Source organism: Arthrobacter sp., assembly GCF_031179985.1.
Taxonomy (GTDB): domain Bacteria; phylum Actinomycetota; class Actinomycetes; order Actinomycetales; family Micrococcaceae; genus Arthrobacter.
This window is the reverse complement of sequence record NZ_JAPSHJ010000019.1, coordinates 27,972-48,452: the sequence shown is the minus strand read 5'-3', so window position 1 is coordinate 48,452 and position 20,481 is coordinate 27,972. Positions and strand designations below refer to the sequence as shown.

Below are 20,481 nucleotides of genomic sequence, written 5' to 3'. Positions count from 1 at the left end.
CCAGGATGATGCCGGGTCAAACAGAGGTGAAGTTGCTCAGGAAACAGCCGCCTGGTCCGGAGCAAGAGAGGGCACGCGTGATACCCGCTGGTCCGTTCCCATCCCCTCCAGCAGCGCACCCAGTGCCGTCAACGCGCCCTCGGCGTCTTCCTCTGTGAAGCCGGCGGGGAGGGCTTCCGGGGAAACGGACAGCTCAATCTCGCACCCGCATCCGAAGTCCGCCGTCATGACTTCCAGGAGGGAGCGGGCATCCACCGGGGATATGCCTTCTTTGCTGATGGTCACCGGAAGCCCGGTCTCCGTGACAGCCCGTACAAACCGCGCTGCCGGCCGGGCATGGAGCCCTATTTCTGATTCCACGATCGCCTTACGAACTGGCATCGCAACTCCTTCTCTGCAGCGGCATGCGGCCACTGTTTGATCAACCAATCCAAGGGTAGCCGTGGTCCCTTCAGAGCGTGCAATCCGAGACGAAGGGGTGGTCTAGACCTCTGCCTGACGTGGCCTAGGCTTGTCTCATGAAAAACTATCGGAAGGGCGCCACTGATGCCTTCTGACGCGGCCCGCATTGCCGGGGACATCGACCGCAAGAGCGGTACTCCCATCTACATTCAGCTTCGAGAGCTACTCAGGGCCTATATCGGTTCTTCGTGCCCGCCTGGCTCAGCGCTCCCCTCGGAAAGAGATCTGGCCGAACGTTTTGGGCTGGCAAGAATGACTGTGAGGCAGGCAATTGATGCTCTCGTGGGGGAGGAGGTCATTGAGCGTGTGGTGGGGCTCGGTACTTTCGTCCGCAGACCCAAACTCGACCTCCAGGTTAAGCTCACGTCCTACACGGAAGAGATGCAACGCCGCGGCATGGTTCCTGCAGCCAAAGTTCTGAGCTTCGAACAGATCGCAGCCAGCGCCTTCCTGGCCCGTGAGCTGCAACTCGAGGAAGGGACGGCCCTTGTCCGGTTCAGGAGGCTCCTGTTGGCCGATAACGAGCCGATGAGTGTGGACGAGAACTTTATCCCCGCCCACCGTGTCCCAGGCCTGCTGGACGCTGAACCACCCACGTCCCTGTACAACGTTCTGAGTGAACGCTACGGACTCGTCATGGAATGGGGCGAGGACATGATTGAGGCGACGGCTGCCACTCCTTCAACGGCGCGTCTTCTTAATGTCGAAGTCGGCTCGCCGCTGCTGAAGATCCAGCGTCATGCCTTCGTCGCAAGGGCGATGGTGGACTATTCCGTCTCTTATTACCGTGCTGACCGCTATAAGCTCTGGGTGCCCTTGCAGCGTCCTGGCGTGCGGCCCACGCGGAACTACTCGTCGGGCTATCGCCAGCAATAGCAACTCGTTCCAGGCAACACGTAAGGCCCGGTCCAAATGGACCGGGCCTTACGTGGCTCAGAAGCAGTTGCAGCGTATTGTGGCCGCTGCTAGTGGGTGAGGCTCCGTTGTTCGTCTGCAGCCTCTACAGCTTCGTGCGGCCCGTGGTGGCCATGGGCTGCTTCAAGCTCTGCAGGTGTGGCCGGAGCTACCCGGTCCTCGAAGAACAGCTTGGAAAGAGCGGCGCGTCGCTTCTCTTTCCTGGTCACGATTCCATGCTCGTTCGGAACGGCCGGAAGCGGTGCGGGCGATTCGAAACCGACCAACTTGTAACGCTTGTACTCGTCCAGTGGAGCGTGGACCTCGATGAACTCACCGTGGGGCAGGCGTACGATACGTCCTGTCTCGCGGCCGTGGAGGGCGATCTCACGGTCCTTGCGCTGCAGGGCCAAGGCAACACGCTTGGTGACGATGAACGCCAGCACGGGGCCAATGAAGAACAGCGCGCGCAGCCAGTAGGTGACATCGTTCAGGGACACATTGAAGTGTGTCGCAATGAGGTCAGAACCAGCGGCCGCCCACATGACGCAGTACCAGGTGAAGCCGGCCATTCCGATTGCGGTACGGGTGGGTGCGTTCCTCGGACGGTCCAGAACGTGGTGTTCGCGGTTGTCCTTGGTGATCCAACGCTCGATCCACGGGTACATGAACATGACCGTGAAGAGGATGCCCGCAGGAACCAGTGCCGGCAGGAGCACATTGAGTGTCAGGACATAGCCGAAGATCACGTACTCGAAGTGGAAGTCACCGATGACGCCGGGCATCAGGCGGAGCGCTCCATCAACGAAGCCGATGTACCAGTCAGGCTGGGTGCCTGCAGACACAGGAGAGGGGTCGTACGGGCCGTAGTTCCAGATTGGGTTGATCGTGAAGAACGCTGCCATCAGTGCGATAACACCGAAGACAATGAAGAAGAACCCGCCGGCCTTCGCTGCATAGACAGGGCCCAGGGGGTAGCCGACGACATTGCCGTCATTGCGGCCGGGACCGGGGTACTGCGTGTGCTTGTGGACAACCACCATAAAGAGGTGCAACACAATCATGAGCAGGATCAGGGCCGGGACCAACAGGATGTGCAGCATGTAGAGCCTGCCAATGATGACCGTGCCCGGGAACTCCCCGCCGAAGAGGAAGAACGAGATGTACGTTCCGATGACCGGAATGGACTTGATAACACCGTCGATGATGCGCAGTCCGTTGCCGGAAAGGAGGTCATCGGGGAGTGAGTAACCGGTGAAGCCGGCTGCCATGGCGAGGATCAGCAGGACTCCGCCGACAACCCAGTTGAGTTCACGTGGCTTGCGGAAGGCGCCTGTGAAGAACACACGCAGCATGTGAACAGCAATCGAGGCTACGAACAGCAGGGCCGCCCAGTGGTGTACCTGGCGCATGAACAAACCGCCACGGACATCAAAGGAGATGTCCAGCGACGAGCTGTACGCAACTGACATTTCAACATTCTGCAGCCCGGTGAAGGAGCCATCGTAATGGGTCTCCGCCATGGACGGGTCGAAGAAGAACGTGAGGAACGTACCCGACAAAAGAAGGATGACGAAGGAGTACAAGGCGACTTCGCCGAACATAAAGGACCAGTGGTCCGGAAATACCTTGCGGCCAAACTCCCGGAGGATGCCCGAGCCGCCAACGCGCTCGTCTACAAAGTCCGTGATTCGGCCGGCTTTTGTTTTAGCGACGTAGGCGGGGGCTTCAGCTGTTGATGCTGCGCTCATGCTCATCACGCTCCCAGTAACTCGGTCCTACAGGTTCGTTGAAGTCGCTCGTAGCGACGAGGTAGCCCTCGTCGTCAACTGCAATGGGCAGCTGGGGGAGAGGACGGCTGGCCGGGCCAAAGATCACCTTGCATTCCTTTGTCAAGTCAAAGGTTGACTGGTGGCACGGGCACAGCAGATGGTGCGTCTGCTGCTCGTAAAGTGCAACAGGGCACCCGACGTGGGTGCAGATCTTGGAGTAGGCAACGATTCCGTTGTAGCCCCAGTCTTCGCGTCCCGGTGAGGGATTCAGGGATTCAGGATCCAGGCGCATCAACAGAACGACGGCTTTGGCCTTTTCGTTCAGCTTGCCTTCGTGGAGTTCGTTGAGGCCTTCCGGAATGACGTGGAAGGCGGAGCCGATGGTGACGTCCGATGCCTTGATCGGGGTTCCGTCGGGGTCGCGGGTGAGGCGCTTGAGCTTGCCGTCCTCGGGTGCCCACATGGTGTGGGCCAAGGCCTTGTCGGGCCGGGGGCCGAGGTCACCAAAGATAGCGATCGCGGGCAGGGGGGCCAGTGCGACAGCGCCAAGGAGGGTGTTGCGGATCAGCGGCCGGCGCTTGATGCCTGTTTCCTCGACGATGTCGTCCACGATGCGTACAGCGGCCTGGCGGTCCTCCTCATAGCGGACAGCATGGCGCTCTTCGGATACTTCGTGGTCCGGCATAAGGGCCTTGGCCCAGTGGACAATGCCGGTGCCGATGCCAAGCATGGCAAAAGCAGTACCCAGGCCCAGCAGGGCGTTCTGCAGCCGGATGTCCGCGATGGTGGCGCCGGAGCCTTCCCCCAAGTCAATGACAAAATACGCCACCAGGAAGATAAAGGTGCCAACGACCGAAAGGCCAAACAGAAGGGCTACCTGCCGTTCTGCTCGTTTTGCGGCCCGCGGGTCCGTGTCAGCCAGGCGCAAACGATGCGGAGGAAGTCCAGGATCCTGGAACTTCTCCACCTCATTCTGACCAGCCGTAGCTACGGTGCCCGAGTGGTTCGGACTGCCGTCACTATGGTTGCCCATGATTCGCCTCATCCTTCTCTCGTCTCGGTCTGTGCCGAGTTAGTTTTCAATTCCTATCCGCCTGATCGGCGGAAATTCTTACGTGGTCCGGAGCGGCAGCTATGACGTCCGGGAGGTTAGCCAGATGGTGAAGGCGATGATGACGCCGAGACCGGCGATCCAGACAAACAGACCTTCAGCAACCGGGCCCAATGCCCCGAGATCTGCTCCACCCGGCGAACCGTTGTTTTCGATTTGCTTCAGGTAGGTGATGATGTCGCGCTTGCCCTCAGGGGAGATGTTCGCGTCGTTGAACACAGGCATGTTCTGCGGACCCGTGGCCATGGCCTCGTAGATGTGCTGGCCGGAAACTCCTGCAAGGGGCGGTGCATACTTGCCCCTGGTCAAAGCACCACCAGCAGCAGCAGCGTTGTGGCACATGGCGCAGTTGACGCGGAACAGCTCGCCGCCTTCAGCTGCATTGCCCTTCTCGTCCAGAAGCCCGGCCTCGGGGATGGACGGGCCGGGGCCGAGGCTGGCAACGTAGGCTGCGAGCTGGCGGGTCTGCTCTTCGTTGAACTGAACCGGCTTTTCCTGCGCCTGCGGACCGTTCATCTGCATGGGCATGCGGCCGGTGCCTACCTGGAAGTCGACAGAAGCAGCACCGACGCCAACCAGGGAGGGGCCATCCTGCGTTCCGCCTGCACCCATGCCGTGGCAGGTTGCACAGTTAGCGGCGAACAGCTTTCCGCCTTCTTCTGTGTCCTGCTCGGTGAAGTTTGTGGTGGAGGCCTTGGCCTGGTTCATGGTGGTGGCAACGGCGTACAGCCCACCCGTGACCAGGAGGCCCATCAACAGCAATGCTATTGCGGCCAGTGGGTGACGTCGCTTTTGCGAGAGTGCCTTCACGTGGTGGTTCCTTTATTCGATGGTGCGCCGGCTCCGGGAGCCGCTTCTTGAAATTCTGCCTCTTGTAGAAAAAGAGTCAAGTCGGGCTACTTCAGTACGTAGATGACCATGAACAGGCCAATCCACACGACATCGACGAAGTGCCAGTAGTAAGAGGTGACAATTGCCGACGTGGCCTCGAAGTGCCCGAACTTCTTCGCGGCAAAGGAACGTCCCATGATGAAGAGGAAGGCAATGAGTCCGCCAATGACGTGCAGGCCGTGGAAGCCGGTAGTCATGTAGAAGGCTGAACCGTAGGCGTTGGAGGAGAGCGATACGTGCTCGGAGACCAACATCGCGTATTCAGTGGCCTGCCCGGCAACGAAGAACGCACCCATAAGGAACGTCAGGGTAAACCACTCGTTCATTCCCCAGCGGGTGAACTGCAAAGCTCCACCGCTTCGGCGCGGTTGCAGACGCTCAGCGGCGAAAACACCCATCTGGCAGGTAAACGAGCTCGCCACAAGGACGATGGTGTTCACCAGGGCAAACGGGAAGTTGAGCTTGGCAGTCTCCTCGGCCCACATCCCTCCGGATGTCGAACGCAAGGTGAAGTACATGGCAAAGAGGCCGGCGAAGAACATCAGCTCACTGGAAAGCCAGACCACGGTTCCTACGGAAACCATATTCGGGCGGTTGAGCGTCGGGTGCGCCGGGGTACTGGGGGCATGGGTCGCAGCAGTCACATAGACATTATGTCTGCAAAAGTTCGTCCTGCCCAACGCAAACCGGGTTTTCAGGGGACTTTTTCTACAAAGACGCGAATTCGCGCGAAAAAGTTCCCGACTCCGTTCACATTGGTCTGGCAGCATCCGCCTCGATAGCATCAGGAGGTGACTTCACAGGTATCTGCGCAGCCGTCCATAAACACGTGGCCCCGGCTCATCTCGGCATTGATTCATCGCACGGACCTCACGGCAGAAGATACCGAGTGGGCCATGGGCAACATCATGTCCGGGGAGGCGAGCCCTGCACAGATAGCCGGATTCCTCGTGGCGCTCCGGGCCAAGGGCGAAACCGTCGATGAACTCACCGGTCTGGTGAAAGCCATGGTGGCTCACGCGAACCCCATCAGTATCTCCGGCGAGAAGCTGGACATCGTGGGCACAGGCGGAGACCAGTTGAACACCATCAACATCTCCACCATGGCTGCCCTTGTGGCAGCTGGAGCCGGTGCCCGCGTGGTTAAGCACGGCAACCGGGCTGCTTCGTCTTCCTCCGGGTCAGCTGATGTACTCGAAGCACTCGGAGTCCGTCTGGATCTGGCCATTGACCGTGTGGCCAGGAACGCTGAAGAGGCGGGAATCACCTTCTGCTTCGCCCAGGTGTTCCATCCATCATTCCGCCACACCGCTGTTCCCCGCCGGGAACTTGCCATACCCACGGCCTTTAATTTCCTGGGTCCGCTGACCAACCCCGCCAAAGTACAGGCTTCTGCAGTGGGCGTCGCCCACGCGCGGATGGCACCGCTGGTAGCTGGCGTGCTGGCCCGCAGGGGAAGCCGCGGCCTGGTATTTCGCGGCGACGACGGCCTGGATGAGTTGAGCACCACAGGGCCGTCCACGGTCTGGGAAATCCGGAACGGGCAGGTGGAGCAGGAAACCTTTGATCCCCGCGAACTCGGTATCCGTCCGGCGACGATGGAGGAACTCCGTGGCGGAGACGCCCAGGCCAATGCCGCCGTCGTGCGTCAGGTTCTTTCAGGCAGTAAGGGACCGGCGCGGGACGCCGTGCTGCTGAACGCCGCGGCTGGATTGGTGGCTTTTGATATGACTGCGGAGGGGCCGTTGCTGCAGCGGATGGGCGCAGCCCTGGTCAAGGCGGAGGCTGCTGTTGATTCCGGTGCGGCTGCCGCAGTGTTGGATCGCTGGGTTGCCCTCAGCCAGGGCTAGGTAGTTCTACTGCTCGAAACCCAGCGCAAAGGCGGCGTCGAGATCGTGCTGTGAGTAGGCGCGGAAAGCCATATGGGTTGTCGTATGTACAACTGCCGGAACCTTGGAAAGCTTGTCTGCAATGACATCCGCAAGTTCCTCGTGGCGGGAAACACGGGCTACGGCGATGAGGTCCCACTCCCCGGTAACCGAATAAACCTCGCTGATGCCCTGGATCGCGGAGATTTCCTCCGCCGTTTCCGGGATGCGTGAGGCGTCTGTTTTGATCAGGACAAAAGCGGTGATCACTGCGAACCCTTCCGGATCGGTTGCGCCATTGCCGTTCCGGCAGGCCCTTGAATCTGTGTTGCCCAGCCTAGTGCATCTGCCTCTGGCGGGCGCGAAGGTGCATGAAGGCCGTGACAGCAAAACGATGGCCCAGGAGGAAAACCCCGAGGGTCACCAACGCGACAATGATGAATGTCACCACCACCGTCTGGTTGGTCAGCGCCCGCAGCAGCATCCCGATGGCTACCGTGCCGAGCCATATGCCCACTCCGGCCGGCCATGGCGAAAAGGGCGCCTTCCAGGCGAGCATCATCAGCCACATTGCTGCTGCACCGGCAAGGAAGGGCCAGGCGGTGAGCAGGACACCGCTGATGATGTCGCCCCGCTGGTGAGCCTCCCGGCCGAGGGCGGCGAAGACGAGAATCAGCAAGGCATCCGCGGCGGCAGCCCAGATGACAGTTGAGGCAGAGGTCTTGGCAGCTGTAGTTGGCACAGGGGTCCGGTGAGGGGAAGTCATAAGATCAACACTAGGCATGAATCCGGCACAACCACGCCTTGGAGGAAGAAGTGATCCTGCTGCAAGTCGCACAAAGGGCCATTGACCTGAATCGCGCCGCCTCATTCTATTCGGAACTGCTTGGTGCCCGGCCCACCGGGCTTTTTGACCCTCCGGGTCTTCTATTCTTCGACTTGCAAGGCGTCCGCCTCCTGCTGGACCGGGGCGCGCCGTCGTCGCTCATCTATCTCGCCGTGCAGGATGTCCGGACTGACATTGAACGGCTTCGGGACAGGGGAGTGGAAGTGGTGAGCGAACCGCGTGTGATTTTCAATCACGCCGACGGACAGTTGGGACCGGCAGGAACCCAGGAATGGATGGCCTTCATTAAGGACAGCGAAGGCAACACGGTAGGGCTGGTCAGCCAACTGCCGCAGGACTAGGCTCTGGTCACATGCACGGGGGATGCCGGTTCTTCCGTATGCCCACTAAGGACATCTGCCTCAAGGGATCGGCTGAGGCCTACAGCAATGGGAGAGCGTCATCGTGAAAAAGATCACAACCTGCCTTTGGTTTGACGGCCGGGCCGAGGAAGCGGCTGAGTTCTACACGTCCATATTCGAAGATTCCAGGATCATGGAACTCGCCCGATACGGAGATGATGGCCCCGGGACACCAGGGAAGGCTATGACCGTCCAGTTCGAGTTGGGTGATCGTGAGTTCACGGCGCTGAACGGAGGCCCCGGCTTCACTTTCAATGAAGCCATCTCCTTTATGGTGCCTTGTGCCAACCAGTCAGAAGTCGACAGATACTGGGACAGCCTTTCCGACGGCGGCGAAGAAAGCCAGTGCGGTTGGCTGAAAGACCGGTTCGGAGTGTCCTGGCAGATCATTCCGGACCGGCTGGGCGAGTTGCTGGGCGGATCGGATTCTGAGGGAGCCCAACGCGCAATGCAGGCCATGCTTGGGATGCAGAAGCTGGACATCGCGGCATTGGAGAAAGCCTACGATGGAACCTGAGCTGACCCGCCCAGCCGGGAACAAACCTGCCTGAGCTAACCTGCCAGCCCCGCCAGAACAAAGATGGCGGAGGCGATCGCGAACCCCATCACGCCAATCAGGGTTTCCATCACCGTCCACGTAGCCAGCGTCGTCTTCACATCCATACCAAAGAACCGTCCTACGAGCCAGAACCCTGAATCATTCACGTGGGAGACCACCACCGACCCGGCAGCAACAGCGATGACGAGTGCTGCGACCTGCATCCCGTTCAACCCTGCGGCAGCAACGGCCGGGGCGATCAGGCCTGCGGTTGTAGTCAACGCCACCGTCGCGGATCCTTGGGCGATGCGGAGGATGGCAGAAATAAGGAAACCTGCCAGGATGAGCGGGATTCCAATGTTCCCGAGGACGCCGGCGAGAGCCGAGCCAATCCCTGATGCCCGGAGCACACCCCCGAACATGCCGCCGGCACCGGTGATGAGGATGACTGAGCAGACCGGGCCCAGAGAGGATTCAAGCAGCTTTTCCAGGTCGCCGCCGTGGTTGCCGCGCCTGGCGCCGAGGACGAACAGTGCTACCAGCACGGCAATAAGCAACGCCACCGGCGTTTCTCCCAAGGTGCGCAGAAGCTGGAACCAGTACTCACCCTTGACCGACTCATCGAAAACCCCGGAGGAAGCCAGGGTGCTGAGTCCTGTGTTGACGAAAATCAGCAGGAGCGGCAGCAGCAGCAAGCCAATGATGGTTCTGAACCGCGGCGGATTCGCTTCGGCTTCCGCCGAAGCGTGTCCCAGCAGTTCCGGTACGGGGAGTACCAGGCGTTTGCCGGTCCAGAGACCGTAAAGGTACGCCGTCACATACCAGGTGGGGATTGCCGCGATGAGGCCGGCAATCATCACCAGGCCAACATTTGCCTCGAAGAAAGCGGCAGCGGAGACCGGGCCGGGGTGTGGCGGCAGGAAGATGTGCATCACGGAGAACGCTCCGGCGGCAGGCAGGCCGTAGCGCAGGACACCCCCGCCAAGGCGGTGCGCGACAGCGAAGACCACCGGCAACATCACCACCAGCCCGGCATCGAAGAAGATGGGGAAGCCGAAGATCAGTGATGCCAGCCCCAAGGCGAAGGGCGCCCGCTTTTCGCCAAAGACCCCGATCAGATAATCGGCAAGGACCTTGGCACCACCACTGGTCTCAACAATGCGTCCGAGCATTGCGCCCAGCCCGACGAGCAGCGCCACCGTTCCCAGCGTGGTGCCGAAGCCGTTGACCAGCACTGGAACCACTTGGTTCGTGGGTATGCCTGTGGCAAAGGCTGTCGCAAGGCTCACCACGATGAGCGCAATGAGTGCGTGCATCCGCAGCCTGATGATGAGGAACAGCAGGACGGCGATTGCCGCAGCCGCTATCAGCAGCAGCGGAACCGCGCCGAGCGTTTGGGTCCATCCTTCGATGGTCATGATTCTCCTTTGAAACAGGTCTGGGAACGAGAGATATATGCAGGGGTGGGGGTACTTGCATCGGCGTCCAGGCGGAGGGCAGCTATCACCGTTTGAACGAGCTGTATGGGGGGGTGCGCTATGTCCAACCGCACGCTGCCGGCTGACAGCTCGGAAGTGTCCAGCGGTTCCAGCGCTGCCAGCTGGCTGGGCAGCAGGGTTGCAGGCATGAAGTGGCCTTCCCGTCCGCGCATACGCTCCGCCAGAAGGGATGCATCGCCGTCGAGGTGGATGAAGGCAACACGGCCGTTCGCTTCGGACAAAAGGCGACGGTAGCTTCGCTTCAGTGCGGAGCAGGTCAGCACCGTGCTGTTGCCGCCTTCGGCTTTGGCCGTCATCCAGTCCCGGATGCCAACCAGCCACGGCCAGCGGTCAGCGTCCTCCAAAGGGACGCCCTGACTCATTTTGCTGATGTTCGACGGCGGGTGGAATTCGTCCGCTTCTGCCCGGGCCCAACCAAGGGCTTCAGCAAGAGCTTCGGCGATCGTGGACTTGCCGGCACCGGCAACACCCATGACCACAAGGTGGGTAGGAGGACACTTCATTGTTTTGATCTCCGTAGAAGACGACGCTGGCTTAGTAAGGCTCCGCAGTCGGAAGCTGCTTGGGAATAAGATAGCACCATTGGATCAGATAGGTAGCATCTTTTGTAACACAGGTCATACCTTATGACGTTTGGTCAGGTATTCTAGGGAGTGCTGTTTCTGTCTGGCAGATCCAGTACAAAAGAGAGGACTGCCATGTCGACGGCGACACAGGGGAGCGGGGCCATGGCGAATGCGGCTGGTCCGGCGCTGCACCAAAAAGTCCTGGATTCGCTGGGCGAGGCGATAGCGTCTGGAGAGCTCGCCCCAGGGCGCCGCCTGACCCTGGATGAGATCCAGCAGAAGTACGGAATTTCGCGGACCCTGGCGCGTGACATCATGCAGGTCCTCGAGTCAATGAACGTTGTCTACTCCCGCCGACGGGTAGGCATTGTCGTTCAGGAGCCGGCGCACTGGAACGTCTTTGATCCGAAACTGGTGCGGTGGCGGCTGGCCTCCGAGCGCAGGGCGGAGCAATACAGCAGCCTGACTGAGTTGCGTATCGCCGTCGAACCTATCGCAGCGGCCGGCGCCGCCCGGCGCGCCAGTTCAGCGGAGCGAAGCCGCCTGGCAGGGTTGGCGGCGGAGCTGCGTCAGTACGGGGAAGCAGGAGATCTGGAGCTATTCCTGGCCGCAGACATAGCCTTTCACCGTCTCCTTCTGAACAGCTGTGGCAATGAGATGTTCTCAGCCCTGGACAGCATGGTGGAAGAAGTGCTGACCAGCCGCACACGTCAAGGCCTGATGCCGTTTCATCCCAGCCCGGAGGCTCTGCGCGCGCACGAAGAGGTCGCTGCCGCTGTTGCCTCTGGTGACGCCAGGACAGCGGAGACAAGCATGCACCGGATTCTTAATGAAGTCCGGAACGCCATGGGCCTGGAGTAGCAGCGCCCGGGTTCAGCTCGACCTACTCGTCGGGATTTGGGCTGCGTACGTCCTTCTCCCCGATATCAGCAGCGCCCAGGACATCCGCTGCCGGAGAATGCGTGGGCTCATGTTCGCGCACGCGGAGTTCCGGGTGGTGCAGATCCAGTGCAGGGCGCTCTGAACGGATCCGCGGCAGTGAGGTGAAGTTGTGCCGCGGGGGCGGGCACGAGGTAGCCCACTCCAGCGAGGCCCCGAAGCCCCAAGGATCGTCCACTTCCACTTTTTCCCCGGCCCGCCAGGTGATGTAGACGTTCCAGAAGAACGGGATCACCGAGGCCCCGAGGAGGAATGAACCGATGGTGGAGAACTGGTTCATCAGGGTGAAATTGTCCTGGGGCATGTAGTCCGCGTAGCGGCGCGGCATACCTTCCACACCCAGCCAGTGCTGGATGAGGAACGTGCCGTGGAAGCCCAGGAACAGCATCCAGAAGTGGATCTTGCCCAGGCGTTCGTTGAGCATGGTGCCCGTCCACTTGGGCCACCAGAAGTAGAAGCCGGCGAACATAGCGAACACAACAGTGCCAAAGACGACGTAGTGGAAGTGCGCCACCACAAAGTACGAGTCGGAGAGGTGGAAGTCCAGGGGCGGTGAAGCCAGGATAATGCCTGTGAGGCCACCGAAAAGGAACGTTGCCAGGAACCCGATGCTCCACAGCATGGGGGTTTCGAACGTGAGGGACCCGCCCCACATGGTGCCGATCCAGTTGAAGAACTTCACCCCGGTGGGGACGGCGATCAGCATCGTCATGAAGGCGAAGAACGGCAGGAGCACGGCGCCGGTCACATACATGTGATGGGCCCACACAGTGACGGAGAGCGCGGCAATGGCGATCGTTGCATACACGAGGCCTTTGTAACCGAAGATCGGCTTGCGGCTGAAGACCGGGAAGATCTCCGAGACTATACCGAAGAACGGCAGGGCGATGATGTACACCTCGGGGTGGCCGAAGAACCAGAACAGGTGCTGCCAGAGAATTGCACCCCCGTTTTCCGGATCGTAGACGTGCGCCCCGAATTTCCGGTCGGCTCCCAGCCCGAAGAGTGCTGCGGCCAGCGGCGGGAAGGCCATGATTACCAGGATTGCCGTCACCAGCGTATTCCAGGTGAAGATGGGCATACGCCACATGGTCATGCCGGGAGCACGCATGCAGATGATGGTGGTGATGAAGTTAACGGCTCCGAGGATGGTGCCGAAACCCGAGAGCGCCAGGCCGAACACCCACAGGTCGCCACCCACACCAGGCGTGAAAGTGGTGTTGTTCAGCGGGGCGTACGCAAACCAGCCAAAGGACGCGGCCCCCTGCGGGGTGATAAAGCCCGCCATGGCAATGGTGGAGCCGAACAGGAAGAACCAGAAGGCCAGGGCATTCAGTCGCGGGAAGGCAACGTCCGGGGCGCCGATCTGCAGGGGCATGATGACATTGGCGAAGCCGGCGAACAGTGGCGTTGCAAACATGAGCAGCATTGCCGTGCCGTGCATGGTGAAGAGCTGGTTGTACTGTTCCTTGGTCTGCAGGATCTGCATACCCGGTTCAAACAGTTCGGCACGGATGACCAGAGCCATCACCCCTGCGAGTAAGAAGAACACGAAGGACGAGATCAGGTACATAAAGCCGATCGTCTTGTGATCTGTGGACGTGATCCAATTGACGATGACGCTGCCCTTGCGTTTGGGCACCACCTGTGGGGAAGCGATCGGAGCGGCGGTACCACCGGTTGCATACTTGTTGCTGGCCAAGGTCACTGCCCCCCGGACTGCTGACTACGCGTGCACGCCATCATCGGCTCTTTTCGGGTGTGCATACTGTGCCACCGCTCGGCTACAGTGGCAGCCAATTCCCGGCCGCGCACCTGAGTCGGGAACGAGGACCCGTCATGCCTGTCGTGAAGGATCCTTCTTCGAATTTACTGACGCTGCCCGGTCCTGTCCATAGCTCTTAGGCACGCCGGCATTTACTAGCTGCTGGTCTCGTAGGCGAGGTCATCAATCGCCCAGGCAAGGGCGCGCATGTCAAACCACGAAACGGGCAGCAAATCGTGGATAAAGGCGTCGAATTCAAAAGGATCACAATCTCCGCCATGGGTCCAGTACTGGATCCATAGGTCGACCAACGCCAAATCTTCCCGCTGTAGCAGTGTCCTCGCCCTCAACCGCAAATCCATAACCAATCCTTGCTTCTGCTCCTGCAGCAGCACAAGATCAGCGGGACTCTAACCGGGCAACCCAGGCTGTCGCCCGTTTACAGGGTCGCTAATCCACGGGAGAAAGGCCCGGTGAGGACATTGATACAAACACGAAACGTTGCGTCGAGGCCAGGAAACATTGCGGGGCTACGCTGATGCCTAGTTGGACAACGAGGTCCAGAAAAAAATGAAAGGAAATACTAATGTTGTTTGCGAGCAGCCTTACTCTCTTTCTCGATTACCGTGGCAAAGACGACGACGCCCACACCGGGGGTCCGGAGAATGCCACAGCCTTTCCAAGCGGCCAGCTGACTTCGAGCGCTTGGGAAGGTTGGTGGCACGACTAGGGTGCCCGCCAGCAGACAGACGCCGTCGGAGACTGGTTTCTTCCGGAGCTAGATCAGCATCGTCTCCCGCACCCGTCCCGCTGAGCCTGCCCCTCCCTCGCCGCTGGAACTGACCCTTCCGGACGCGAGCACGTAGTAGCTGTCAGCCGCCTCCAATGCGAAACCCAGGTGCTGCTCTACAAGCAGGATTTGCATGCCGCTGCGGCGGCCGAGATTGATGATTGTCTGCTCGATTTCAGCCACAATATTTGGCTGGATACCTTCTGTCGGTTCGTCGAGGATGAGCAATCTTGGTTCTGTGATCAGGGCCCGCGCAATTGCCAGCTGTTGCCTCTGGCCACCCGAGAGCAAGCCTGCCCGCCGCTCGAGCAGGGGCCCAAGAACGGGGAACATGTCCAGGGCCTCGTCCACCAGCCGCTTTCCATGCTTGCGGCCGTCAGCCACGAGCTGCAGGTTCTCCAGAGTCGTCAGCTGCCCGAACGATTGTTGGCCCTGGGGAACATAAGCCATGCCACGGGAAACCCGCTGATGCGGCCGCAGACCGGCTAGGTCCTCCCCATCCAAGGTGATGGTGCCCTTCATCGGTCGAAGGAGGCCGACGACGGAACGGAGCAAGGTGGTCTTGCCGGCACCGTTGTGCCCCAGAATGGAAACCACCGCATCTGTCGGAACCCTTATGTCCACATCGGTGATGATCTGAGTGCGGCCGTAGCCCGTCTGCAGACCCGTGATTTCAAGCATTATTCGCCTCCCTCTTTGGCACTGCCCAGATAGACTTCCTGCACTCTCCGGTCTGCCTGGACCTCGGCGACACTGCCCTCACTGAGGACCTTCCCGGCCGCGAGGACAGTTACTGACGTGGCAAATTCCCGGACGAAGTCCATATCGTGCTCAATGACCAAAGTGATACGGCTGGCCCCTATTTTCCGGAGCAACTGTCCGGTCTCGATGCGTTCATCCTGGCTCATCCCTGCGATGGGCTCATCAAGCAACAAAAGGTCTGAATTTTGGACCAGGAGCATTCCAATTTCCAGCCATTGTTTTTGTCCGTGCGAGAGCACGCCAGCCTGCTTTTCAGCCAGATGGCCCAGCCCTACAAGCTCCATCGCCTCTTCGACGGCAGGCTCTGTCTTTCTGCGACGCCGCAGAAGCTCCAGGGCTCTGCGGCCTGACCCGGCAGCGATATCCAGGTTCTGCAAGACGGAGAGATTCTCAAAGACGCTTGCTGTCTGGAACGTACGCCCCACACCGAGGCGGGCGATCTGATGAACCTTCCGGCCCAGAATTTCCGTGCCTGTATGGTTGACCGATCCGGAGGCGGGAACGAGGCCGGTGATGGCATCAATGACCGTTGTCTTTCCCGCCCCGTTGGGCCCGATGAGGAAGCGAAGGTCACCTTGTGAGACGTCGAGGTTGACCTTATCCACTGCAACAAAACCATCAAAGACCACGGAAAGGTTCCGGATTTTCAGGTAGTGGTGTTGTCCGGCCGGGAGTCCTCCTGCCTTCGGTTCGTCCGGAGACAGCAAGAAAGGAGACCTCATCGGCTGGCCTCTTCCCGGATAGGTCCTGTGCTCACGTCTAACCCGTCAGGTGCCCGTTGAGGGACGCCGCTCTTGGCGGAAAATGCGCCGGTGCTACGGTCAGCTTCCGTCCGTGCCCCTTGTTTAAGCAGGTTGGCCAGCGCCCGGGGAACGGACGCCACTCCGCCCGGCAGGAAGCCGATCACCAGCACAAAAAGCAGGCCCTGGAAGTAGACCCAAAACGATGGGAAGGACGAGGCCAGGCTGGTCTGGGCGACGGCAACGCCCAAAGCTCCCAACACGGGTCCCAGAAGGGTAGCCCTGCCCCCGATGGCCACGCCGATCAGGAAGGCGATGGAGGGGACGACGCCCACATCGGCAGGCGAGACGATGCCAACTATGGGAACGAACAACGCACCGGCGATTCCGGCCATTGCGGCGGCCAATACATACACAACCGTTTTCACGGTCGCCGGGTCATACCCGAGGAACCTGACGCGTTCCTCCTGGTCCCTGACGGCTACCAGCAACTCACCGAACCGGCTGTGCATCAGTTGCCGGGCGGCTGCCATCATCATCAGCAGCACAATCACTGCGATGGAATAGAGCATCACCTTGTTGGCTGGATCCTGGAGGTCAAAACCGAAAAATGACCTGAATCCGCTCAAACCGTTGGAGCCGCCTGTTGTTGCTTGTTGACCAATCAGGAGGACGGCGAAGGCCGCGGCCAAAGCTTGGCTGAGAATTGCAAAGTAGGCGCCTTTGACACGGCGTTTGAACACAGCGAGACCCAGAAGAAGGGCCACCAGTCCTGGCACCAGTGCCACGGCGAGCAGTGTGACTGCCGGGCTGCGGAAGGGCTCCCACCAACCCGGTACGTCACCGCTCCCATAGAGGGACATGAAGTCCGGTACCCCTGTCCCACCAAACAGGGAAGCGTCCGCCAGCTTCATATGCATAGCCATGATGTAAGCGCCCAGGCCGAAAAAGACGCCTTGGCCCAGGGTCAACATGCCACCCCGCCCCCAGGCGAGACCGATTCCGACAGCCACAATGGCGAAGCAGATGAACTTGCCCAGCAAACCGAGGCTGAAGACCGACAGCATCGAGGGTGCCACAACGAGCAGGAGGACGACAGCGAGTACGGATCCGGCCCGCACGCCCCAACGACTGGCAACAAATTCCCTCATGCAAGGCTCCTTGTCTTGAGACTGAAGATTCCCTGAGGCCGCAGCTGCAGAAACACCACGATCAGCACCAGGATCAGCACCTTGCCGATACTGGCGGTTGTGCTGAATTCGAGGGCAGATTGCAGAACGCCGAGCGAAAAAGCGGCAATCACGGCGCCCTTGATCTGACCTACCCCTCCCGCGACCACCACGAGGAATGCGTCCACGATGTAGTTGGTGCCAAGGTAGGGGCTGGTTGAGCCGATAAGGGTAACGGCTACCCCGGCTATCCCTGCCAGCCCCGATCCAATGAAGAACGTGAGCTGATCTGTGCGCCGGGTGGAGATCCCGCTGCTCTCGGCCAGATCGCGGTTCAGGACAACGGCCCGGATGCGACGTCCCAGGGAGGTTCCCCTGAGGAGGAACGCCAAGGCAGCCAGGCAAAGCAAGGACAGAATCAGGATGAAAAGCCTGGTAAGGGGAATGGGGGAGCCGAGCAGTTCGACGTTTCCTTGGAGCCAGGCAGGGGCCCGGACGTCCACACTCGGAGCGCCGAACACATCCCTGGCCACTTGTTGCAGGATCAGGGCCACACCAAAAGTCACCAGCAGGGTGTCCATGGGGCGGTGATACATGCGCCGCAAATGCACGGCCTCCAGCACCAATCCCATGAGCCCGCCCACGAGGAAACCCACTGGAATGGACACCAGGAGCGAAATGCCGGCGTCGGAAACGCTCCGCTGCACCACGAAGGCTGTGTATGCACCCGCCATCATGAATTCGCCATGGGCCATGTTAATGACCCCCATTTGTCCGAAGGTCAGTGACAGTCCGAGTGCTGCCAGCAGCAGCACGGAGCCGAGACTCAGCCCCGCAAACATCTGTCCGATCAGGAGTTCCATTCCAGTGGGCTCTCTTCTCTTGACTGTGCGGTCCGGAAAGGGCTACTTGGCCAGATCCTTTGCCCAGTCGTAGCTGGTCAGGAAAGGATCAGGCTCCACAGCCTTCGGCGCGGACCACACGGTGTCAATCAGCCCGTTGGAATCGATCTTGCCGATGCGGGGTGTCTTGGTGATGTGGTTGTTTTCTCCGTTGACCGTGACCAGGCCTTCCGGTGCTTCGAAAGTGACGCCGTCGGCCGCCGCCTGAATCTTGTCCACCTCAAACGAGCCGGCTTTCTCTGCCATTGCTTTCCAGAGGTATAGAGACGTGTAGGCAGCTTCCATCGGATCGCTGGTCACGCGGGCCTCGCCGAACTTTGCCTTGAAGGCGGCGACGAACTTTTGGTTGGCTGGCGTATCAAGGGTCTGGTAGTAGTCCCACGCGGTGAGCTGACCCTCGACGTTGTCCAGTCCCACCCCCGGAACCTCCTCCTCGGCGATGGACACAGAGACCACAGGCATGTTCTCCGCATTCAGGCCCACGCTTTTGTACTGGCGGAAGAAGGCCACGTTGCTGTCACCATTCAGGGTGTTGAAGACGGCGTCAGCCTTTGAGTCCCGGACCTTGTTGACGATGGTGGAAAACTCGGTGGATCCCAGCGGTGTGTACTCCTCCCCGACAACCCTCATGCCATGGGCTGCCGCATAGGCCTGGATAATCTTGTTGGCGGTTCTGGGGAAGACATAGTCGCTGCCCACCAGGAAGATGGACTTCGTGCCCTGTTCCGCGAGGTAGTCCAGTGCCGGGATGATCTGCTGATTGGTGGTGGCGCCGGTGTAGAAGATGTTCTTGGACGCTTCAAGTCCTTCGTATTGGACGGGGTAAAAGAGCAGGGCGTCGTTGGCCTCGAAGACGGGAAGCATCGCCTTGCGGCTTGATGAGGTCCATCCGCCGAAAACAGCTGCTGTGCAGTCCTGCTGTATGAGTTTTCCTGCCCGTTCAGCAAACTTGGTGGGTTCGCTGGCTCCGTCTTCACTGATTACCTGGAGCTGTTTTCCCAGAACACCGCCTGATGCGTTTATTTCCTCGGCGGCGAGTGTGAGTGAGTCAAAGACGGTGCTTTCGCTGATCGCCATAGTCCCGGACAGGGAATTGATGAAGCCCACCTTGACGCTGCTGCCTGAGGTATCAAGGCAGGAACTGCCGGTGCCGGTGGTGGATCCGGCGGAGGCCGGACTGCCGATCTGGCTGCCGCAACCAGCCAGTACAGTCACCATGGCTGCCGCAGCCATTGGGAGGAGAGCGCGCTTAGATACCGAAACCTTCACTGTTTACCTGCTTCTTACTCCGCGTTGCCTCGAGGCAACGGTTGGCCTCCCGGTCCTGCTTCGAACCGTTGAGGTCAATCTAGGAGTGGAATGTTTCAGCGCGGGCGGCACTTCATTTCCGATCCGTTTCGACTTTTCCTCCTGTCCTTGGTTGGGAGCGTCCAAGGGAGAAATGCCTGCGGGCGCGGTGAATTTGGGCATCGGGATGCTGAGCGGCTGGTCAGCATGAAAGGTTTAATTTACCTGCGGGTAATCTGACGCCCCGCCATTTCGGGGAATAGTTATGCGAGCTAGGCCCGAGGAAGGGCAGTCGTCTTTCGGATAACGAGATGGGGAGTTCTCACAACATGGGCAGGACCCACGGTTCCCTCTATCCGATCCACTGCCCGGTCGACAGCGGCCGCGGCCAGCAGCGGCGCGTCTTGGCTCACGGACGATAATTGCACATAGCTGAGCCGGGCCAACTGACTGTCGTCATAGCCGAGAACAGACACATCGGAAGGAATCTGCAGGCCGCTTGCGCGGAAGCCCTCGATCAGGCCGAGGGCGGATCTGTCGTTGAAAGCGATGACAGCTGTCGGCAGGTTGTCCCGGAGCGACCGGGCTGCCCGCAATCCGTCCTCCTCACCTGGCCCGCCGGGGATGGCTGTTGCCTCGAGCCCTCTGCCCTGCATTTCGCTGCGAAAGGCTTCGCTGCGCTGTTGGGCTGACACTGCTATACCGCCGTCGACATGGACTATATTGCGGTGGCCCAGATCTGCGAGGTGTTCCACGCCAAGGCGGATGCCTGCGATATCGTCGCTGCTGACCGCGTCCACAAGCTCACCGACGTCGTTACGCAGGAGGCTTACGACTGGCACCTGACCTGAGTATCGGTCGAGCTCCTCCGCGGTGAGGGTCGGCGAAATCATAACCAGTGCCTCCGAGCCGAAATCCAGGAGGGATTCGACGGCGCGGGTTTCTGTCCGTCCGTTGGCCACAGCGCTCAAAGCTATTTCATATCCACGCGAGCTGGCTTGCGCGTAGGCCGCATCCACGATTTCGGCATGGAAGGGCTGGGAACTGGAAAAGCTGAGACCGATCAATTTGGTGCGGCTGCTTCGGAGTAGCCGCGCGCGGCTGTCCGGCCTGTAGCCGAGTTCCCGGGCAGCCTCGAAGACTTTTTGCCGGGTGGATTCAGCCGCGCCGGGTACACCCCTCATCACGATGGAGACCAATGCCCGCGAGACACCCGCCGCCTGGGCAACATCCATCAAAGTCGGCCTGCGCTGCTGTTCCTTCATATTCCTCCTCCTC

The 20,481-nt window shown here is 60.3% G+C and carries 21 protein-coding genes and 2 pseudogenes; 6 read left to right on the top strand and 17 right to left on the bottom strand.

Going from position 1 to position 20,481, the window contains the following annotated elements; genetic code table 11:
- Positions 1-36: 36 nt before the first annotated feature.
- Positions 37-381, bottom strand: coding sequence for an HPr family phosphocarrier protein (locus RIN13_RS10950; protein WP_309107365.1), 345 nt, complete (start codon positions 379-381; stop codon positions 37-39).
- Positions 382-546: 165 nt separating this feature from the next.
- On the opposite strand from RIN13_RS10950, the gene RIN13_RS10945 reads away from it, so the two are divergent.
- Positions 547-1,338 carry a GntR family transcriptional regulator gene (locus RIN13_RS10945; protein ID WP_309107364.1) on the top strand — a complete coding sequence of 264 codons (792 nt, stop codon included), beginning with the start codon at positions 547-549 and terminating at the stop codon, positions 1,336-1,338.
- Positions 1,339-1,427: 89 nt separating this feature from the next.
- Here RIN13_RS10945 and RIN13_RS10940 read toward each other — a convergent pair whose 3' ends face one another.
- The 4 genes from RIN13_RS10940 to RIN13_RS10925 form a co-directional block, all read right to left on the bottom strand.
- Positions 1,428-3,107, bottom strand: coding sequence for a ubiquinol-cytochrome c reductase cytochrome b subunit (locus tag RIN13_RS10940; RefSeq protein WP_309107363.1), 1,680 nt, complete (start codon positions 3,105-3,107; stop codon positions 1,428-1,430).
- A complete protein-coding gene (locus RIN13_RS10935; RefSeq protein ID WP_309107362.1) occupies positions 3,085-4,161 on the bottom strand; it encodes a Rieske 2Fe-2S domain-containing protein in 1,077 nt (358 codons plus the stop codon). The genes RIN13_RS10940 and RIN13_RS10935 overlap by 23 nt, the downstream gene beginning before the upstream one ends.
- A 99-nt stretch (positions 4,162-4,260) precedes the next feature.
- Complete coding sequence (locus tag RIN13_RS10930) at positions 4,261-5,049, bottom strand: c-type cytochrome (protein WP_309107361.1); 789 nt, start codon at positions 5,047-5,049, stop codon at positions 4,261-4,263.
- A gap of 86 nt (positions 5,050-5,135) precedes the next feature.
- Positions 5,136-5,714, bottom strand: coding sequence for a heme-copper oxidase subunit III (locus RIN13_RS10925; protein WP_372489776.1), 579 nt, complete (start codon positions 5,712-5,714; stop codon positions 5,136-5,138).
- A gap of 207 nt (positions 5,715-5,921) precedes the next feature.
- Between RIN13_RS10925 and trpD the strand changes: the two genes are divergently transcribed.
- Complete coding sequence (gene trpD, locus RIN13_RS10920) at positions 5,922-6,980, top strand: anthranilate phosphoribosyltransferase (RefSeq protein ID WP_309107360.1); 1,059 nt, start codon at positions 5,922-5,924, stop codon at positions 6,978-6,980.
- A gap of 6 nt (positions 6,981-6,986) precedes the next feature.
- On the opposite strand, the gene RIN13_RS10915 is transcribed toward trpD, so the two are convergent.
- Both RIN13_RS10915 and RIN13_RS10910 read right to left on the bottom strand, forming a co-directional pair.
- On the bottom strand, positions 6,987-7,268 hold the full coding sequence (locus tag RIN13_RS10915) for an Lrp/AsnC ligand binding domain-containing protein (protein ID WP_309107359.1): 282 nt from the start codon (positions 7,266-7,268) through the stop codon (positions 6,987-6,989).
- Positions 7,269-7,335: 67 nt separating this feature from the next.
- Positions 7,336-7,764 (bottom strand): DUF3054 domain-containing protein, encoded by a 429-nt coding sequence (locus RIN13_RS10910; protein WP_309107358.1) that lies wholly within the window; start codon positions 7,762-7,764, stop codon positions 7,336-7,338.
- 50 nt (positions 7,765-7,814) lie between these two features.
- Here RIN13_RS10910 and RIN13_RS10905 point away from each other — a divergent pair, with 50 nt between their 5' ends.
- Both RIN13_RS10905 and RIN13_RS10900 read left to right on the top strand, forming a co-directional pair.
- Complete coding sequence (locus tag RIN13_RS10905) at positions 7,815-8,186, top strand: VOC family protein (RefSeq protein WP_309107357.1); 372 nt, start codon at positions 7,815-7,817, stop codon at positions 8,184-8,186.
- Positions 8,187-8,289: 103 nt separating this feature from the next.
- Positions 8,290-8,763 carry a VOC family protein gene (locus RIN13_RS10900; protein WP_309107356.1) on the top strand — a complete coding sequence of 158 codons (474 nt, stop codon included), beginning with the start codon at positions 8,290-8,292 and terminating at the stop codon, positions 8,761-8,763.
- Positions 8,764-8,798: 35 nt separating this feature from the next.
- Here RIN13_RS10900 and RIN13_RS10895 read toward each other — a convergent pair.
- Positions 8,799-10,145: pseudogene (locus RIN13_RS10895) on the bottom strand (GntP family permease); the annotation flags it as partial.
- Between RIN13_RS10895 and RIN13_RS20510 the strand changes: the two are divergent.
- Positions 10,084-10,215, top strand: a pseudogene (locus RIN13_RS20510) (hypothetical protein); the annotation flags it as partial. The pseudogenes RIN13_RS10895 and RIN13_RS20510 sit on opposite strands and share 62 nt — an antisense overlap.
- Here RIN13_RS20510 and RIN13_RS10890 read toward each other — a convergent pair.
- Complete coding sequence (locus RIN13_RS10890; protein WP_309107354.1) at positions 10,199-10,786, bottom strand: gluconokinase; 588 nt, start codon at positions 10,784-10,786, stop codon at positions 10,199-10,201. The pseudogene RIN13_RS20510 and the gene RIN13_RS10890 sit on opposite strands and share 17 nt — an antisense overlap.
- A 195-nt stretch (positions 10,787-10,981) precedes the next feature.
- Here RIN13_RS10890 and RIN13_RS10885 point away from each other — a divergent pair, with 195 nt between their 5' ends.
- Positions 10,982-11,710: an FCD domain-containing protein gene (locus tag RIN13_RS10885; protein ID WP_309107353.1), complete on the top strand. Its 729-nt coding sequence runs from the start codon at positions 10,982-10,984 to the stop codon at positions 11,708-11,710.
- 22 nt (positions 11,711-11,732) lie between these two features.
- Here RIN13_RS10885 and ctaD read toward each other — a convergent pair whose 3' ends face one another.
- The 8 genes from ctaD to RIN13_RS10845 form a co-directional block, all read right to left on the bottom strand.
- Complete coding sequence (gene ctaD / locus RIN13_RS10880) at positions 11,733-13,490, bottom strand: cytochrome c oxidase subunit I (protein ID WP_309107390.1); 1,758 nt, start codon at positions 13,488-13,490, stop codon at positions 11,733-11,735.
- Positions 13,491-13,708: 218 nt separating this feature from the next.
- Complete coding sequence (locus RIN13_RS10875) at positions 13,709-13,915, bottom strand: hypothetical protein (RefSeq protein WP_309107352.1); 207 nt, start codon at positions 13,913-13,915, stop codon at positions 13,709-13,711.
- Positions 13,916-14,331: 416 nt separating this feature from the next.
- Entirely contained in the window at positions 14,332-15,024 is a 693-nt protein-coding gene (urtE, locus tag RIN13_RS10870) for an urea ABC transporter ATP-binding subunit UrtE (protein ID WP_309107351.1), read from the bottom strand.
- A complete protein-coding gene (gene urtD / locus RIN13_RS10865) occupies positions 15,024-15,827 on the bottom strand; it encodes an urea ABC transporter ATP-binding protein UrtD (protein ID WP_309107350.1) in 804 nt (267 codons plus the stop codon). The genes urtE and urtD overlap by 1 nt, the downstream gene beginning before the upstream one ends.
- Positions 15,824-16,996, bottom strand: a complete 1,173-nt coding sequence (gene urtC, locus RIN13_RS10860; protein ID WP_309107349.1) for an urea ABC transporter permease subunit UrtC — start codon at positions 16,994-16,996, stop codon at positions 15,824-15,826. Before urtC ends, urtD begins: the two co-directional genes overlap by 4 nt.
- The gene (urtB, locus tag RIN13_RS10855) at positions 16,993-17,877 is read right to left on the bottom strand and encodes an urea ABC transporter permease subunit UrtB (RefSeq protein ID WP_309107348.1); all 885 of its coding nucleotides are present in this window, start codon (positions 17,875-17,877) and stop codon (positions 16,993-16,995) included. Before urtB ends, urtC begins: the two co-directional genes overlap by 4 nt.
- Positions 17,878-17,919: 42 nt before the next feature.
- A complete protein-coding gene (gene urtA, locus RIN13_RS10850) occupies positions 17,920-19,185 on the bottom strand; it encodes an urea ABC transporter substrate-binding protein (RefSeq protein ID WP_309107347.1) in 1,266 nt (421 codons plus the stop codon).
- A gap of 290 nt (positions 19,186-19,475) precedes the next feature.
- Complete coding sequence (locus tag RIN13_RS10845; RefSeq protein WP_309107346.1) at positions 19,476-20,468, bottom strand: LacI family DNA-binding transcriptional regulator; 993 nt, start codon at positions 20,466-20,468, stop codon at positions 19,476-19,478.
- Positions 20,469-20,481: the final 13 nt, after the last annotated feature.

Excerpts from the sequence above, each read along its gene's own strand:
- RIN13_RS10910 (WP_309107358.1), bottom strand. The coding sequence starts at position 7,764 with ATGACTTCCCCTCACCGGACCCCTGTGCCAACTACAGCTGCCAAGACC.
- urtE (WP_309107351.1), bottom strand. The coding sequence starts at position 15,024 with ATGCTTGAAATCACGGGTCTGCAGACGGGCTACGGCCGCACTCAGATC.
- RIN13_RS10950 (WP_309107365.1), bottom strand. The coding sequence starts at position 381 with ATGCCAGTTCGTAAGGCGATCGTGGAATCAGAAATAGGGCTCCATGCC.
- RIN13_RS10890 (WP_309107354.1), bottom strand. The coding sequence starts at position 10,786 with ATGAAGTGTCCTCCTACCCACCTTGTGGTCATGGGTGTTGCCGGTGCC.
- RIN13_RS10845 (WP_309107346.1), bottom strand. The coding sequence starts at position 20,468 with ATGAAGGAACAGCAGCGCAGGCCGACTTTGATGGATGTTGCCCAGGCG.
- RIN13_RS10885 (WP_309107353.1), top strand. The coding sequence starts at position 10,982 with ATGTCGACGGCGACACAGGGGAGCGGGGCCATGGCGAATGCGGCTGGT.
- RIN13_RS10945 (WP_309107364.1), top strand. The coding sequence starts at position 547 with ATGCCTTCTGACGCGGCCCGCATTGCCGGGGACATCGACCGCAAGAGC.
- RIN13_RS10925 (WP_372489776.1), bottom strand. The coding sequence starts at position 5,714 with ATGGTTTCCGTAGGAACCGTGGTCTGGCTTTCCAGTGAGCTGATGTTC.
- urtD (WP_309107350.1), bottom strand. The coding sequence starts at position 15,827 with ATGAGGTCTCCTTTCTTGCTGTCTCCGGACGAACCGAAGGCAGGAGGA.
- RIN13_RS10875 (WP_309107352.1), bottom strand. The coding sequence starts at position 13,915 with ATGGATTTGCGGTTGAGGGCGAGGACACTGCTACAGCGGGAAGATTTG.
- RIN13_RS10935 (WP_309107362.1), bottom strand. The coding sequence starts at position 4,161 with ATGGGCAACCATAGTGACGGCAGTCCGAACCACTCGGGCACCGTAGCT.
- urtC (WP_309107349.1), bottom strand. The coding sequence starts at position 16,996 with ATGAGGGAATTTGTTGCCAGTCGTTGGGGCGTGCGGGCCGGATCCGTA.
- RIN13_RS10940 (WP_309107363.1), bottom strand. The coding sequence starts at position 3,107 with ATGAGCGCAGCATCAACAGCTGAAGCCCCCGCCTACGTCGCTAAAACA.
- urtB (WP_309107348.1), bottom strand. The coding sequence starts at position 17,877 with ATGGAACTCCTGATCGGACAGATGTTTGCGGGGCTGAGTCTCGGCTCC.